The 14,850-nt window shown below is 55.3% G+C and carries 11 protein-coding genes and 1 other annotated feature; of the genes, 8 read left to right on the forward strand and 3 right to left on the reverse strand.

Translation table 11 applies throughout. The annotated features are described in order from the left end of the window. Window positions 1–77 precede the first annotated feature (77 nt). From dnaX to SOM82_RS05180, 7 genes are all read left to right on the forward strand, one after another. Entirely contained in the window at window positions 78–2,006 is a 1,929-nt protein-coding gene (gene dnaX, locus SOM82_RS05150; RefSeq protein WP_320460152.1) for a DNA polymerase III subunit gamma/tau, read from the forward strand. After that, window positions 1,336–1,400 (forward strand) — a sequence feature (DnaX frameshifting element). (Overlaps the previous gene by 65 nt.) 56 nt (window positions 2,007–2,062) lie before the next feature. Then, window positions 2,063–2,395 carry a YbaB/EbfC family nucleoid-associated protein gene (locus tag SOM82_RS05155; protein ID WP_052283815.1) on the forward strand — a complete coding sequence of 111 codons (333 nt, stop codon included), beginning with the start codon at window positions 2,063–2,065 and terminating at the stop codon, window positions 2,393–2,395. Continuing rightward, the gene (gene recR, locus SOM82_RS05160; protein WP_154127680.1) at window positions 2,395–3,000 is read left to right on the forward strand and encodes a recombination mediator RecR; all 606 of its coding nucleotides are present in this window, start codon (window positions 2,395–2,397) and stop codon (window positions 2,998–3,000) included. Before SOM82_RS05155 ends, recR begins: the two co-directional genes overlap by 1 nt. Before the next feature lie 110 nt (window positions 3,001–3,110). Then, window positions 3,111–4,985, forward strand: coding sequence for a molecular chaperone HtpG (gene htpG, locus SOM82_RS05165; protein WP_154127681.1), 1,875 nt, complete (start codon window positions 3,111–3,113; stop codon window positions 4,983–4,985). A 770-nt stretch (window positions 4,986–5,755) separates the two neighbouring features. Then, entirely contained in the window at window positions 5,756–6,400 is a 645-nt protein-coding gene (gene adk / locus SOM82_RS05170; RefSeq protein ID WP_154127682.1) for an adenylate kinase, read from the forward strand. 126 nt (window positions 6,401–6,526) lie between these two features. Then, a complete protein-coding gene (gene hemH, locus SOM82_RS05175; RefSeq protein WP_154127683.1) occupies window positions 6,527–7,489 on the forward strand; it encodes a ferrochelatase in 963 nt (320 codons plus the stop codon). 62 nt (window positions 7,490–7,551) lie between these two features. Continuing rightward, window positions 7,552–8,856, forward strand: coding sequence for an inosine/guanosine kinase (locus SOM82_RS05180; RefSeq protein WP_154127684.1), 1,305 nt, complete (start codon window positions 7,552–7,554; stop codon window positions 8,854–8,856). Between the two features lie 361 nt (window positions 8,857–9,217). On the opposite strand, the gene ybaL is transcribed toward SOM82_RS05180, so the two are convergent. Together ybaL and SOM82_RS05190 are read right to left on the reverse strand one after the other, a co-directional pair. Then, window positions 9,218–10,894: a YbaL family putative K(+) efflux transporter gene (gene ybaL, locus SOM82_RS05185; RefSeq protein ID WP_154127685.1), complete on the reverse strand. Its 1,677-nt coding sequence runs from the start codon at window positions 10,892–10,894 to the stop codon at window positions 9,218–9,220. Between the two features lie 231 nt (window positions 10,895–11,125). Then, the gene (locus tag SOM82_RS05190) at window positions 11,126–12,346 is read right to left on the reverse strand and encodes an MFS transporter (RefSeq protein ID WP_154127686.1); all 1,221 of its coding nucleotides are present in this window, start codon (window positions 12,344–12,346) and stop codon (window positions 11,126–11,128) included. Between the two features lie 163 nt (window positions 12,347–12,509). Here SOM82_RS05190 and ushA point away from each other — a divergent pair, with 163 nt between their 5' ends. Beyond that, on the forward strand, window positions 12,510–14,162 hold the full coding sequence (gene ushA, locus SOM82_RS05195; RefSeq protein WP_320460151.1) for a bifunctional UDP-sugar hydrolase/5'-nucleotidase UshA: 1,653 nt from the start codon (window positions 12,510–12,512) through the stop codon (window positions 14,160–14,162). Window positions 14,163–14,316: 154 nt separating this feature from the next. Here ushA and ybaK read toward each other — a convergent pair whose 3' ends face one another. Next, on the reverse strand, window positions 14,317–14,796 hold the full coding sequence (gene ybaK / locus SOM82_RS05200; protein ID WP_320460150.1) for a Cys-tRNA(Pro)/Cys-tRNA(Cys) deacylase YbaK: 480 nt from the start codon (window positions 14,794–14,796) through the stop codon (window positions 14,317–14,319). Between the last annotated feature and the right edge of the window lie 54 nt (window positions 14,797–14,850).

The raw sequence follows: 14,850 nt of genomic DNA on the forward strand, positions 1-14,850 counted from the left end.
CAACCTCGCCCAAAGGGTGAGGTTGTGTTAGCATTACCCCCCTGAATATCCACCTTCCAGCGTTGCAGAGCCTGCCCATGAGTTATCAGGTGTTAGCCCGAAAGTGGCGACCCCAAACCTTTGCTGACGTAGTCGGCCAGGAACATGTGCTGACCGCCCTGGCGAACGGTTTATCGCTAGGACGCATCCATCACGCGTATCTTTTCTCCGGCACGCGCGGCGTCGGTAAAACCTCTATTGCCCGTTTGCTGGCAAAAGGCCTCAACTGCGAAACCGGCATCACCGCCACCCCGTGCGGCGTTTGTGATAACTGTCGTGAAATCGAGCAGGGGCGTTTTGTCGATCTGATTGAAATCGACGCCGCATCGCGCACCAAGGTCGAAGACACTCGCGATCTGCTGGATAACGTGCAATATGCCCCGGCGCGTGGCCGCTTCAAGGTCTATCTGATCGATGAAGTTCACATGCTCTCGCGCCACAGCTTCAATGCGCTGTTGAAAACGCTGGAAGAACCGCCATCGCACGTTAAATTCCTGTTGGCGACCACCGATCCGCAAAAGCTGCCGGTGACGATTCTGTCACGCTGTCTCCAGTTCCATTTGAAGGCGCTGGACGTTGAGCAGATCCGGGCACAGCTTGAACATATTCTCGATGAAGAGCAGATCACCCACGAAGCACGCGCGCTGCAATTGTTGGCCCGCGCTGCGGACGGCAGCCTGCGTGACGCGTTAAGCCTGACCGATCAGGCGATTGCCAGCGGTGACGGTAAACTGTCGACCGAAGCGGTCAGCACGATGCTGGGAACGCTGGATGACGACCAGGCTTTGTCGTTGATCGAAGCGATCATCGACGCCAACGGTGAGCGCGCGATGTCGTTGCTGAATGTCGCGGCATCTCGCGGCGTTGAGTGGGAAGCGCTGCTGGTGGAGATGCTGGCTCTGCTGCATCGTGTCGCGATGTTGCAGCTCTCGCCTTCAGCTATCGGCGCCGATATGGCCGCCATCGAGCAGCGGATGCGTGAGCTTGCCCGCACCGTTCCGCCCGCGGATGTACAGCTCTATTACCAGACGCTGCTGATTGGCCGCAAAGAGTTACCGTTCGCGCCAGACCGTCGTATGGGCGTCGAGATGACGCTACTGCGCGCGCTGGCGTTCCATCCCCGGATGCCGTTGCCAGAGCCCGAAGTGCCACGGCAATCTTTTGCTCCTGTTGCACCGACGGCGGTCATGACGCCGCCTCCGGTGCCGCAACACGCCGCACCGCCGCCTGGACCGGATGTACCGCTGCCGGATGCCACCAGTTCGGTGCTCGCCGCCCGTAGTCAGCTACAGCGTGCGCAGGGAGCAACCAAACCAAAAAAGAGTGAACCGGCAGCGCCAGCAAGAGCGCGGCCGGTTAACAACGCCGCACTCGAACGACTGGCATCGGTAACGGAGCGCGTTCAGGCGCGTCCATCGCCGTCGGCGCTCGAACAAAAAGCCCCGGCGAAAAAAGAGGCTTATCGCTGGAAAACCACTGCCGTCACCGAAGAGGTTAAGGTGGAGGTGGCAACGCCTAAGGCGCTGAAGAAAGCGCTTGAGCACGAGAAAACGCCGGAGCTGTCGGCGAAGCTGGCTGAAGAGTCTCTTGAACGTGACGCCTGGGCCGCTGAGGTCAGCCAGCTGCGGTTGCCAAAGCTGGTCGAACAGGTTGCCCTTAACGCGTGGAAAGAGCAGGAAGGTCATCTTGTCCGCCTGCATCTGCGTCCGGGGCAGCGTCATCTGAACTCCCCGGCGGCGCAAAAAGCGCTGACGGAAGCGCTGACGACCTTGCGCGGCGTACCGGTTGAATTGACTATCATTGAAGATGATAATCCGGCGATGCGCACGCCGCTGGAGTGGCGTCAGGCTATTTATGAAGAGAAACTTGCGCAGGCGCGCGAGTCGATTATTGCGGATAACAACATTCAGACCTTGCGCCGATTCTTCGACGCCGATCTGGATGAAGAGAGTATCCGTCCCATTTGACCGTGAGTCTGACTCATGGTCGTTGTCCTTAACGTGACTACTTAAGAGAGAAGCCTATGTTTGGTGGTAAAGGCGGTCTGGGTAACCTGATGAAACAGGCCCAGCAGATGCAAGACAAAATGCAGAAAATGCAGGAAGAGATCGCACAGCTGGAAGTCACTGGCGAATCCGGTGCGGGTCTGGTTAAAGTGACCATTAACGGCGCGCATAACTGCCGTCGCGTGGAAATCGACCCAAGCCTGCTCGAAGACGACAAAGACATGCTGGAAGATCTGGTTGCGGCGGCGTTTAACGACGCAGCGCGCCGTATCGACGAAACCCAGAAAGAAAAAATGGCGTCAGTCTCCAGCGGCATGCAACTGCCGCCAGGCTTTAAGATGCCATTCTGATGCAAACCAGTCCGCTGCTCACGCAGTTAATGGAAGCGCTGCGCTGTTTACCGGGCGTTGGCCCGAAATCAGCACAGCGCATGGCGTTTACGCTGTTACAGCGCGACCGCAGCGGCGGGATGCGCCTGGCGCAGGCACTCACCCGCGCCATGTCAGAAATTGGTCACTGTGCGGATTGCCGCACATTTACCGAGCAAGACGTGTGCAACATCTGCTCGAATCCGCGTCGCCAGGAAAACGGCCAGATTTGCGTGGTGGAGAGTCCGGCGGACATCTACGCCATTGAGCAAACCGGGCAATTTTCAGGCCGCTATTTCGTGCTGATGGGGCATCTCTCTCCGCTGGACGGTATTGGTCCGGATGATATCGGCCTTGATCGCCTCGAACAGCGTCTGGAGTCTGAGACGCTCAATGAAGTGATCCTTGCCACCAACCCAACGGTGGAAGGCGAAGCGACCGCAAACTATATCGGTGAACTGTGCGCGCAGTATGGCGTGCAGGCCAGTCGAATCGCCCACGGCGTACCGGTTGGCGGTGAGCTGGAGATGGTGGACGGCACTACGCTGTCGCATTCTCTGGCGGGACGTCACAAGCTTATTTTCTGACCAGTCGGAGGCTGCAATCGTGGCCTCCGCTTGAAATTCTCTCCCTCTATCCCCATTTCACTCTCAACGTGTATAAACCCCATTAAATGGCATTGTTGAGGTCGATCTAGATGAAAGGACAAGAAACCCGTGGTTTCCAGTCAGAAGTAAAACAGCTTCTGCACCTGATGATCCATTCCCTGTATTCCAATAAAGAAATCTTCCTGCGCGAGTTAATCTCGAACGCCTCGGATGCGGCGGACAAACTGCGTTTTCGCGCGCTGTCCAACCCGGATCTGTATGAAGGCGACGGCGAGCTGCGCGTGCGCGTCTCTTTTGACAAAGAAAACCGCACCCTGACCATTGCCGATAACGGTATTGGTATGAACCGTGATGACGTTATCGACCACCTCGGTACGATTGCGAAATCAGGCACCAAATCCTTCCTCGAATCTATGGGTTCCGATCAGGCGAAAGACAGTCAACTGATTGGTCAGTTTGGCGTAGGCTTCTATTCCGCCTTTATCGTGGCTGACAAAGTGACTGTGCGTACGCGTGCGGCAGGCGACAGCGCCGAAAATGGCGTGTTCTGGGAATCTCACGGCGAAGGCGAATACACCGTTGATGATATTACCAAAGCCGATCGCGGGACCGAGATCACCCTGCATCTGCGCGAAGGGGAAGACGATTTCCTCAACGACTGGCGCGTGCGTTCCATCATCGGCAAATACTCCGACCACATCGCCCTGCCGGTTGAGATCGAAAAAACCGAAGAAGTGGACGGCGAAACCGTTGTTTCCTGGGAAAAGATCAACAAAGCCCAGGCCCTGTGGACGCGTAACAAGTCTGAAATCAAAGACGACGAATACAACGAATTCTACAAGCATATCGCCCACGACTTTACCGATCCGCTGACCTGGAGCCACAACCGTGTGGAAGGTAAGCAGGAGTACACCAGCCTGCTGTATATCCCGGCGCAGGCTCCGTGGGACATGTGGAACCGCGATCACAAGCACGGCCTGAAGCTGTATGTGCAGCGCGTGTTCATCATGGATGACGCCGAGCAGTTCATGCCGAACTACCTGCGCTTTGTGCGTGGCCTGATAGATTCCAACGATCTGCCGCTGAACGTCTCCCGTGAAATCCTGCAGGACAGCACCGTGACGCGTAACCTGCGTAACGCGCTGACCAAACGCTCTCTGCAGATGCTGGAAAAACTGGCGAAAGACGACGCGGAGAAATACCAGACCTTCTGGAAACAGTTCGGCCTGGTGCTGAAAGAAGGCCCGGCGGAAGATTCTTCCAACGTGGAAGCGATTGCCAAACTGCTGCGCTTCGCCTCTACGCACACCGACTCTTCCGAACAGACGGTGTCTCTCGAAGAGTATGTGTCCCGCATGAAAGAGGGCCAGGAGAAGATCTACTACATCACCGCTGATAGCTACGCTGCAGCGAAGAGCAGCCCACATCTGGAACTGCTGCGCAAGAAGGGCATCGAAGTCCTGCTGCTCTCCGACCGCATTGATGAGTGGATGATGAACTACCTGACCGAGTTCGACGGTAAATCATTCCAGTCCGTGGCGAAAGCTGACGAATCTATCGACAAGTTGGCTGATGAAGTAGACGAAACGGCGAAAGAAGCGGAAAAGGCGCTGGAACCCTTCGTTGAGCGTGTGAAAACTCTGCTGGGCGATCGCGTGAAAGAGGTGCGCTTCACGCATCGTCTGACCGATACTCCGGCGATTGTCACCACCGATGCGGATGAAATGGGGACTCAGATGGCGAAACTGTTCGCCGCGGCGGGCCAGGCCATTCCTGAAGTGAAATACATTTTTGAACTGAACCCGGATCATCCTCTGGTCAAACGCGCGGCGGACACCCAGGACGAAACGCAGTTTAACGAGTGGGTTGAGCTGCTGCTGGATCAATCCCTGCTGGCCGAGCGCGGCACGCTGGAAGATCCAAACCTGTTCATCAAACGTGTGAATGCGCTGTTAATGGCGTAATTAGCCTCACCCCTCACCCCTCACCCTAACCCTCTCCCCAAAGGGGAGAGGGGATCGCCCGGTGCGGTTTTCACCTTCTCCCTCGTCAGGTTAGGGGATCGCCCGGTGCGGTTTTCACCTTCTCCCTCGTCAGGTTAGGGGACCGCCCGGTGCGGTTTTCCCCCTCTTCCTCGTCAGGTTAGGGGACCGCCCGGTGCGGTTTCACCCTCTTCCTCGTCAGGTTAGGGGACCGCCCGGTGCGGTTTCACCCTCTTCCTTGTCAGGTTAGGGGATCGCCCGGTGCGGTTTTCACCCTCTTCCTTGTCAGGTTAGGGGACCGCCCGGTGCGGTTTCACCCTCTTCCTCGTCAGGTTAGGGGACCGCCCGGTGCGGTTTCACCCTCTTCCTTGTCAGGTTAGGGGATCGCCCGGTGCGGTTTTCACCCTCTTCCTTGTCAGGTTAGGGGATCGCCCGGTGCGGTTTTCACCCTCTTCCTTGTCAGGTTAGGGGACCGCCCGGTGCGGTTTTCACCTTCTCCCTCGTCAGGTTAGGGGACCGCCCGGTGCGGTTTTCCCCCTCTTCCTCGTCAGGTGAGGGGATCGCCCGGTACGGTTTTCACCCTCTCCCCTTTGGGGAGAGGGCAGGGTGAGGGGACTTCACACCGCACTAACCCAAATAATCTCCCCCGTTAACCGTTTCAGCCGTCCCGCCTTCCTTGAGCCATACCCATTCTGATGGTATTGTTTAGCGCTTTTTGAAATATTGAACCAACTTTTGAGGGGATTTTCGCAATGCGTATTATTCTGCTTGGCGCTCCGGGCGCGGGTAAAGGAACTCAGGCTCAGTTCATCATGGAGAAATACGGTATTCCGCAAATCTCTACCGGTGACATGCTGCGTGCCGCTGTTAAATCTGGCTCCGAGCTGGGCAAACAAGCGAAAGACATTATGGATGCAGGCAAGCTGGTGACTGACGAGCTGGTTATCGCGCTGGTCAAAGAACGCATCTCTCAGGAAGATTGCCGTAATGGTTTCTTGCTGGACGGCTTCCCGCGCACCATCCCTCAGGCTGACGCCATGAAAGAAGCGGGTATCAAGGTTGATTTCGTGCTGGAGTTTGACGTACCGGACGAGCTGATCGTTGACCGTATCATTGGTCGTCGCGTACACGCTGCCTCTGGCCGCGTTTACCACATCAAATTCAATCCACCAAAAGTGGAAGGCAAAGACGACGTGACCGGCGAAGAGCTGACCACCCGTAAAGACGATCAGGAAGAGACCGTGCGTAAGCGCCTGGTGGAATACCATCAGATGACGGCACCGCTGATTGGCTACTACTCGAAAGAAGCGCAGGCGGGTAACACCCAATACGCTAAAGTCGACGGCACCAAAGCCGTCGCTGATGTGCGTGCTGAGCTGGAAAAAATCCTCGGCTAATCGCATCTCTCTCACCCGGAGCCCTCCGGGTGAGAAAAATTCTCATCCCACCTTTCACTGTAATTGGTTCCGTCTACCCGCTTTTCCGCTACAATTAGCAACTATTCAAATGGTTAAGAGGCGTGAATGAGTCAGGCAAAAACCGGCATCTTGCTTGCCAATCTGGGCACTCCAGAAGCACCCACCCCCGCGGCAGTAAAACGTTACCTGCGACAGTTTTTAAGCGACTCCCGCGTGGTGGATACCCCAAAATTGCTGTGGTGGCCGCTGCTGCGCGGTGTCATTCTGCCGATTCGTTCTCCTCGCGTGGCGAAACTTTATCAGTCGGTATGGATGGAAGAAGGCTCTCCGCTGATGGTGTATAGCCGCCGTCAGGAGAAGGCACTGGCGGCCCGTTTACCCGATATGCCCGTTGCGCTGGGGATGAGCTACGGTAAACCTTCGCTGGAAAGTGCCGTAGACAATCTTTTGTCGCAGGGCGTTGATCATATCGTGGTCCTGGCGCTGTATCCGCAATACTCCTGCTCGACCGTCGCGGCGGTCTGGGACGAACTGGCGCGTATCCTCGCGACGCGTCGGCGTATTCCGGGCGTGACTTTTATTCGCGACTACGCCGACAACGAACGGTATATCGCCGCGCTGGTGAACAGTGCGCGCGCATCGTTCGAAAAACATGGTGAGCCGGATCTGCTGTTGCTCTCTTATCATGGTATTCCACAGCGCTATGCCGATCAGGGCGATGATTATCCTCAGCGCTGCCGCGACACCACGCGTGAGCTGGTTTCAGCCCTCGGACTGCCGCCGGAAAAAGTGATGATGACTTTCCAGTCGCGCTTTGGACGCGAACCCTGGCTGACACCGTACACCGATGAAACGCTGAAAATGCTGGGTGAAAAGGGCGTCAGGCATGTTCAGGTTATGTCGCCGGGCTTTTCAGCGGACTGTCTGGAGACGCTGGAGGAGATCGCGGTGCAGAACCGGGAGTTTTTCCTTGAAGCGGGTGGCACAAAGTATGAATACATTCCTGCGCTTAATGATTCTGCGGATCATATTGAGATGATGGCATCGTTAGTGACAACAAGCCGCTAATCGCGCACAGGGCCGGGTTTGTGCTACCATTTCCGGCCCAATAGCCACTCATAGCCCAGACCATGAAATTTCCCGGTAAACGTAAATCCAAGCACTACTTTCCCGTCAACGCCCGCGATCCACTGCTGCAACAAATTCAGCCCGTCAATGAAACCAACGCTGCGTGGGTAGTGGGTATCGATCAGACGCTGGTGGATATTGAAGCCAAAGTGGATGATGCGTTTGTCGCACGTTATGGGCTAAGTTCCGGGCATTCGCTGGTTATCGAAGACGATGTCGCCGAGGCGCTGTATCAGGAGCTGGTGCGTGAAAATCTCATCACCCATCAGTTTGCCGGTGGCACCATCGGCAATACCATGCACAACTATTCTGTTCTGGCTGACGACCGCTCTGTCCTGCTGGGCGTGATGTGCAGCAACATTGAAATTGGCGGCTACGCCTATCGTTATCTGTGCAATACCTCCAGCAGAACCGATTTAAATTACCTGCAAGGGGTCGAGGGGGCGATTGGTCGCTGCTTCACGCTGATTAGCGACTCCGGTGAGCGTACGTTTGCCATCAGCCCTGGTCATATGAATAAACTGCGCGCCGAGAGCATTCCGGAAGCGGTGATCGCCGGTGCATCGGCGCTGGTGCTGACCTCCTACCTGGTGCGCTGTAAGCCCGGTGAACCGATGCCGGAAGCCACCATGAAGGCGGTAGAATATGCGAAAAAGTACAATGTGCCGGTGGTACTGACGCTGGGAACCAAGTTTGTGATCGCCGACAATCCGGAATGGTGGCAGGCGTTTCTGAAAGAACACGTGTCGATTCTGGCGATGAACGAAGAGGAAGCCGAAGCGCTGACCGGCGAAAGCGATCCGCTGCTGGCATCCGATAAAGCGCTGGACTGGGTTGACCTGGTGCTTTGCACCGCGGGTCCGGTAGGGCTGTATATGGCTGGCTTTACGGAAGAAGAGAGCAAACGTAAAACTCAGCATCCGTTATTGCCGGGCGCGATTGCCGAGTTTAACCAGTACGAGTTCAGCCGCGCGATGCGCCATAAAGATTGCCAGACGCCGCTGCGTATTTTCTCCCACATCGCGCCCTATATGGGCGGCCCGGAGAAGATCATGAACACCAACGGCGCAGGCGACGGCGCGCTGGCGGCTCTGCTGCACGACATTACCGCTAATGCCTACCACAAAACCAACGTGCCTAATTCCAGCAAGCACAAGTTTAACTGGCTGACCTATTCGTCACTGGCGCAGGTGTGTAAATACGCAAACCGCGTGAGTTATCAGGTGCTGAATCAGCATTCACCGCGCCTGACGCGTGGTTTGCCGGAGCGGGAAGACAGCCTGGAAGAGTCTTACTGGGATCGTTGAGGTTTTACCCCTCACCCTAACCCTCTCCCAATGGGAGAGGGGATCGTCCGGCGCCGTCTTTTTACACTCACCCAATGGGAGAGGGGATCGTCCTGAGTCGTCTTTTTACCCTCACCCAATGGGAGAGGGGATTGCCCGGATCCGTCTTTTTACCCTCACCCAATGGGAGAGGGGATCGTCCGGCGCCGTCTTTTTACACCCACCCAATGGGAGAGGGGATCGTCCGGAGTCGTCTTTTTACCCTCACCCGATGAGAGCGCGGATGGTCTGGAGCCGTCTTTTCACCTTCGCTCCTTTGAGGAGAGTAGACACCCTCTCCCTGTGGGAGAGGGCCGGGGTGAGGGCATCAGGCCGCAGAATATTAACCCGTCACCGCCTCTTCTACCGGCGGTTTCTCAATCAGCGTCAGCATCGTATTCGCGATTTCACGCTCACCCATCACCACCTGGTTTGCGCCTCGTTCGGTAATATATTCCACTTCATCGTCATAGTGGGCACGGGCAATGATTTCGATATTCGGGCATTTCTCACGCGCTGTGGTGACAATTTCGCCCGCCTCGTAGCCATTCGGGATGGTCAACAGCAGCCAGCGTGCGCAGTCGAGATGGGCCAGATTCATGATCTCTTCGTTGGCGGCGTTACCCAGCACCGCCCGAATACCCCGCTCGCGTAGCTCATCCACGCGGGAGCGTGACGTTTCAATCACCACCAGCGGGATCCCCTGGGCCAGTAATTTTTCGCCCAACAGGCTGCCGACGCGGCCAAAGCCGACCAGCAGAGCGTGGTTGCAGATATCCACCGGGATCTGTTTTTCTTCTTCGATCGCTTCTTCCAGAGTTTGTTCTTCCAGCGTCTCGGTTTTATCGAGGTATTTTTCCAGCAGAGCAAACAGAACCGGGTTCAGCATGATCGAGAGAATGGCCCCCGCGAGCACCAGGTTTTGCCCCGCCTGCGGCAGCAGATTCAGTGCCATGCCCAGTCCGGCAAGGATAAAGGCAAATTCACCAATTTGCGCCAGGCTGGCGGCGATAGTTAACGCCGTACGCGGCGAGTGGCCGAACATCCGTACCAGGCCAAACGCCACGACGGATTTACCGAAGATAATAATCGCCAGCGTGCCCAGCACGGCCAGCGGCTGGTCAATCAAAATCAGCGGGTCGAACAGCATGCCGACGGAGACAAAGAACAGCACCGCAAAAGCATCACGCAGCGGGAGTGTATCGTGCGCGGCACGATGGCTCAGCTCCGATTCGTTGAGCACCATACCGGCGAAGAACGCACCCAGCGCGAATGAGACATCAAACAGCTCCACGGCACCAAACGCGATACCCAGCGCCAGCGCCAGAACAGAGAGTGTGAACAGCTCGCGTGAACCGGTTGCCGCGCTGCGCGACATAATCCACGGCACCAGACGACGGCCAACCAGCATCATAATGGCGATAAAGGCGACGACTTTGCCGATCGTGATGCTCATATCCAGCGCCAGCGTGGCAAAGCCGACGTTGTCTTTTTCAATCATACCGGCGACGGCAGGCAGTAAGACCAGCGTTAATACCATCACCAGATCTTCAACTATCAACCAGCCGATGGCGATTTGCCCTCGCTGGCTGTCGATTAACTGCCTCTCTTCAAGCGCGCGCAGCAGCACCACGGTGCTGGCGGTGGAGAGACACAGTCCAAATACAATACCGGTCATCAGTGACCAGCCAAGCATCGCTGAAAGCGCCATCCCCAGTAACGTCGCCACGCCTATCTGGGCGATCGCGCCGGGTATGGCGATATGCTTTACCGCCATCAGGTCCTTCAGAGAGAAATGCAGTCCTACGCCGAACATCAGCAGAATCACGCCCAATTCCGCCAGCTCAGGTGCAAGTTTGGTATCTGCCACAAAACCCGGGGTAAACGGTCCTGCCAGCACACCCGCCAGTAAATAACCCACGAGAGGAGAAATACGTAACTTATTGGCAATCATGCCAAGGATAAAAGCGAGCACAAGTCCACCTACAATGGTGGTGATAAGCGGTGTGGCGTGATGCATTCCGTCTCCTTTCGTCGTGGGGTGTTCCATTTTTGGCGTAAAACCAAAAAGCCGATTAATAGTTTATGACAATTTCGGCCATTATGTTTATGAATAATTGTTGAAATTTGAATAAAACAGCAATAAGCGTTAAAAAAAGCAGATTAGGACAAATTACCGCGAGGATGAAGTGTAAAGCCTTATGGCACTAGGTGGGAAGTGCGGCCAAAGTTTACTTTGACCGCGAAGAAACTATGGCTTATGCCTGTAATCAGGCAGGAATATAGTCAATATCCCCAAAAGAGGGAGGAAAGCGCAGATTTTGTAGACCAGGAAGATACTGGTATGGTCAGCAACCAGCCCCAGGACAGCAGCTCCAAGCCCACCCATCCCAAAAGCGAAGCCGAAAAAGAGGCCGGAAACCATGCCGATACGCCCCGGCATCAGCTCCTGGGCGTAGACCAGAATAGCTGAAAAGGCCGATGCGAGGATAAAACCAATGATCACGGTTAAAATCCCCGTCCATTCAAGGCTTGCGTACGGTAAAATAAGGGTAAATGGCGCTACGCCGAGGATAGAGCCCCAAATGACATATTTACGCCCAATTTTATCGCCGACAGGGCCGCCAATAACCGTTCCAGCTGCAACAGCAAACAAGAAGGCAAAGAGGTGGAACTGAGCGTTTTGCACCGATAATCCGAATTTCTCCATCAGATAAAAGGTGTAATAGCTGCTGATGCTCGCCATATAGAAGTATTTTGAGAAAATCAGCACTAACAGTATCGAAACTGCCAGTATGACCTTATCACGCGGCAATGGATTGATAACCTGGGCTTTTGGTTTCCCTTTGTTTACCCGATGCTGAGCGGCATACCAGCGGCTAATCTGAATCAGCACCACAATGGCCAGCAGTGCCGCGAGGACGAACCACGCGACGTTACCTTTTCCGTATGGCGCAATGACCACCGCTGCCAGCAGGGGACCCAGCGAGCTGCCAAAGTTACCGCCAACCTGGAACAGGGACTGTGCCAGACCATGACGGCCGCCGGACGCCATTCTCGCCACTCGTGAAGACTCAGGATGGAAGACTGACGAGCCGGTCCCGACCAGCGCGGCGGCCAGTAGCACCATCTCAAAGCTTCCCGCCAGCGCCAGCAGCACCAGGCCGCTCAACGTAAAGCACATACCTATCGGCAGCGACCACGGCATCGGATATTTATCCGTCCAGTAACCGACCACCGGCTGGAGCAAAGACGACGCCATCTGGAAGGTCAGGGTGATCATCCCGATCTGCACGAAGGTTAATGAAAATTCGGACTGTAGCAGCGGATAGATCGCCAGAATCAGCGACTGAATCATATCGTTAAGCAGGTGCGACAGACTGATTGCGCCTAAAATACCAAATGCAGTGCGCGATTTTGGCGCGGACGCCGGAGTGCCCGTAACAGGCGGAGTCGATTCACTGATTGCCATAAATACCACGTGTTGAGTTATAAGAAGTGCAGGGTGTCATTATTATGTTGCTAACATACCTTTCCGTGACTTTTGAGGAAAGTCGCAATTCTGAAAACATATTTGTCTATTCTTGTTACTCGCTGTAATTTCAGCGTTTGTCTTTTGGTCAGGGAGCGAGAATATGAAGTTAATGAAGCGTGGCGTCGCGTTGGCGCTGACAGCGATTTGGGCGCTGGCAAGCCAGCCTGCGCAAGCATACGAAAAAGATAAAACCTACAAAATAACCATTTTGCATACCAACGATCACCACGGTCATTTCTGGCGTAGCGAATACGGCGAGTACGGCCTTTCGGCGCAAAAAACGCTGGTAGACGGTATTCGTAAAGAGGTGGCAGCTCAGGGTGGCAGCGTTCTGCTGCTCTCAGGGGGGGATATCAACACCGGCGTGCCGGAATCCGATTTGCAGGACGCCGAGCCGGATTTCCGCGGTATGAATTTAATTGGCTATGACGCGATGGCCGTCGGCAACCATGAGTTTGATAACCCGCTAACCGTACTGCGTCAGCAGGAGAAGTGGTCCAAATTCCCGTTCCTCTCCGCCAATATTTATCAGAAAAGCACCGGCGAGCGCCTGTTTAAACCCTGGGCACTGTTTAAACGTGAAGATCTGAAAATTGCGGTGATCGGCCTGACCACCGACGACACGGCCAAAATCGGTAACCCGGAATATTTTACCGATATTGAATTCCGTAAACCGGCTGACGAAGCGAAGCTGGTGATTCAGGAGCTGAATCAAAACGAAAAACCGGATGTGATTATCGCCACCACCCACATGGGCCATTACGATAATGGCGCACACGGTTCGAATGCGCCTGGCGATGTCGAAATGGCGCGCAGCCTGCCGGAAGGCTCTCTGGCGATGATTGTGGGTGGTCACTCACAAGATCCGGTTTGCATGGCCTCCGAGAATAAAAAGCAAGTGGATTACGTGCCGGGCACACCTTGCGCCCCAGACCGTCAGGACGGGATCTGGATTGTTCAGGCGCATGAGTGGGGCAAATATGTGGGCCGCGCCGACTTCGAATTCCGTAACGGCGAGATGAAGATGGTGCGCTACCAGCTGATTCCGGTGAACCTGAAGAAGAAAGTCACCTACGACGATGGCAAAAGTGAGCGCGTGCTCTACACACCTGAAATCGCCGAAAACGCGCAAATGCTTTCCCTGCTGACGCCTTTCCAGAATAAAGGCAAAGCGCAGCTGGACGTGAAAATCGGTCATGTTAACGGCCGACTGGAAGGCGATCGCAGTAAAGTCCGCTTTGTCCAAACCAACATGGGGCACTTGTTGCTCGCGGCGCAAATGGCGCGTACCGGCGCTGATTTCGCGGTCATGAGCGGCGGCGGTATTCGTGATTCTATCGAAGGTGGCGATATCACCTATAAAGATGTGCTGAAGGTGCAGCCGTTTGGCAACATTGTGGTCTATGCGGACATGAGCGGAAAAGAGGTCATTGACTATTTGACTGCCGTGGCGCAAATGAAGCCGGATTCTGGGGCGTACCCGCAATTTGCTAACGTCAGCTTTAATGCCAAAGACGGCAAGCTTAACGATCTGACGATCAAAGGCGAGCCGATTGATCCTGCCAAAACGTACCGCATGGCAACGCTAAGCTTTAACGCGACCGGCGGCGATGGCTATCCGCATATCGACAACAAACCGGGCTATGTGAACACCGGCTTTATCGACGCCGAAGTGCTGAAGCAGTTTATCCAGCAGAATTCACCGCTGGATGCGAATGCGTATGAGCCTAAAGGTGAGGTGAACTGGCAGTAACGGGCTGTTTGCTTTGCCGTTTTGAACCCGGGCAGCGCCCGGGATCCTCTCGTACGCGATGTACGCTGCGGTTCCTGCGCGCTGTCTGTGTCCACACTCTCTTTAACAATCACACCCGTATCAACGCTCTAACGGGTGTCGCGCCATCGGGCTCTTAATCCCGGCGCGCGATATCTGCAAATTTGGCGTCCAGCATTTTTGCCAGATCGTTCGCCGACAGTTCAATATCCAGCCCGCGCTTGCCGCCAGAAATATAGATTGTGTCAAAGGTCTGCGACGGCGCATCAATCAGCGTCGGCAGGCGTTTTTTCTGCCCAAGAGGGCTGATCCCGCCAACCAGATAGCCGGTGGTCCGTTGCGCGACCATTGGGTCCGCCATATCGACCTTTTTTGCCCCTAACGCTTTAGCCACTTTTTTCAAATCCAGCTGGCCCGCGACGGGTGTCACCGCCACCGCCAGATGTTTCATATCGCCGTTCACGGCCACCAGCAGCGTTTTATAAACCTGATCGGCATTGAGGCCCAGCTTGCGTACCACTTCGTCACCGAAGTTGGTCTCACTGGGATCGTGATCGTAAGTATGGATCCTGAAAGGAATATTGTTTTTTTCGAGTAATTTAACGGCGGGAGTCATAGCGATCCTTCTTACCACAGACAATTTATGCGTAAAGCATACGTCTGACATTTG

It is taken from the genome of Lelliottia sp. CFBP8978 (assembly GCF_034046055.2).
Taxonomy (GTDB): domain Bacteria; phylum Pseudomonadota; class Gammaproteobacteria; order Enterobacterales; family Enterobacteriaceae; genus Enterobacter.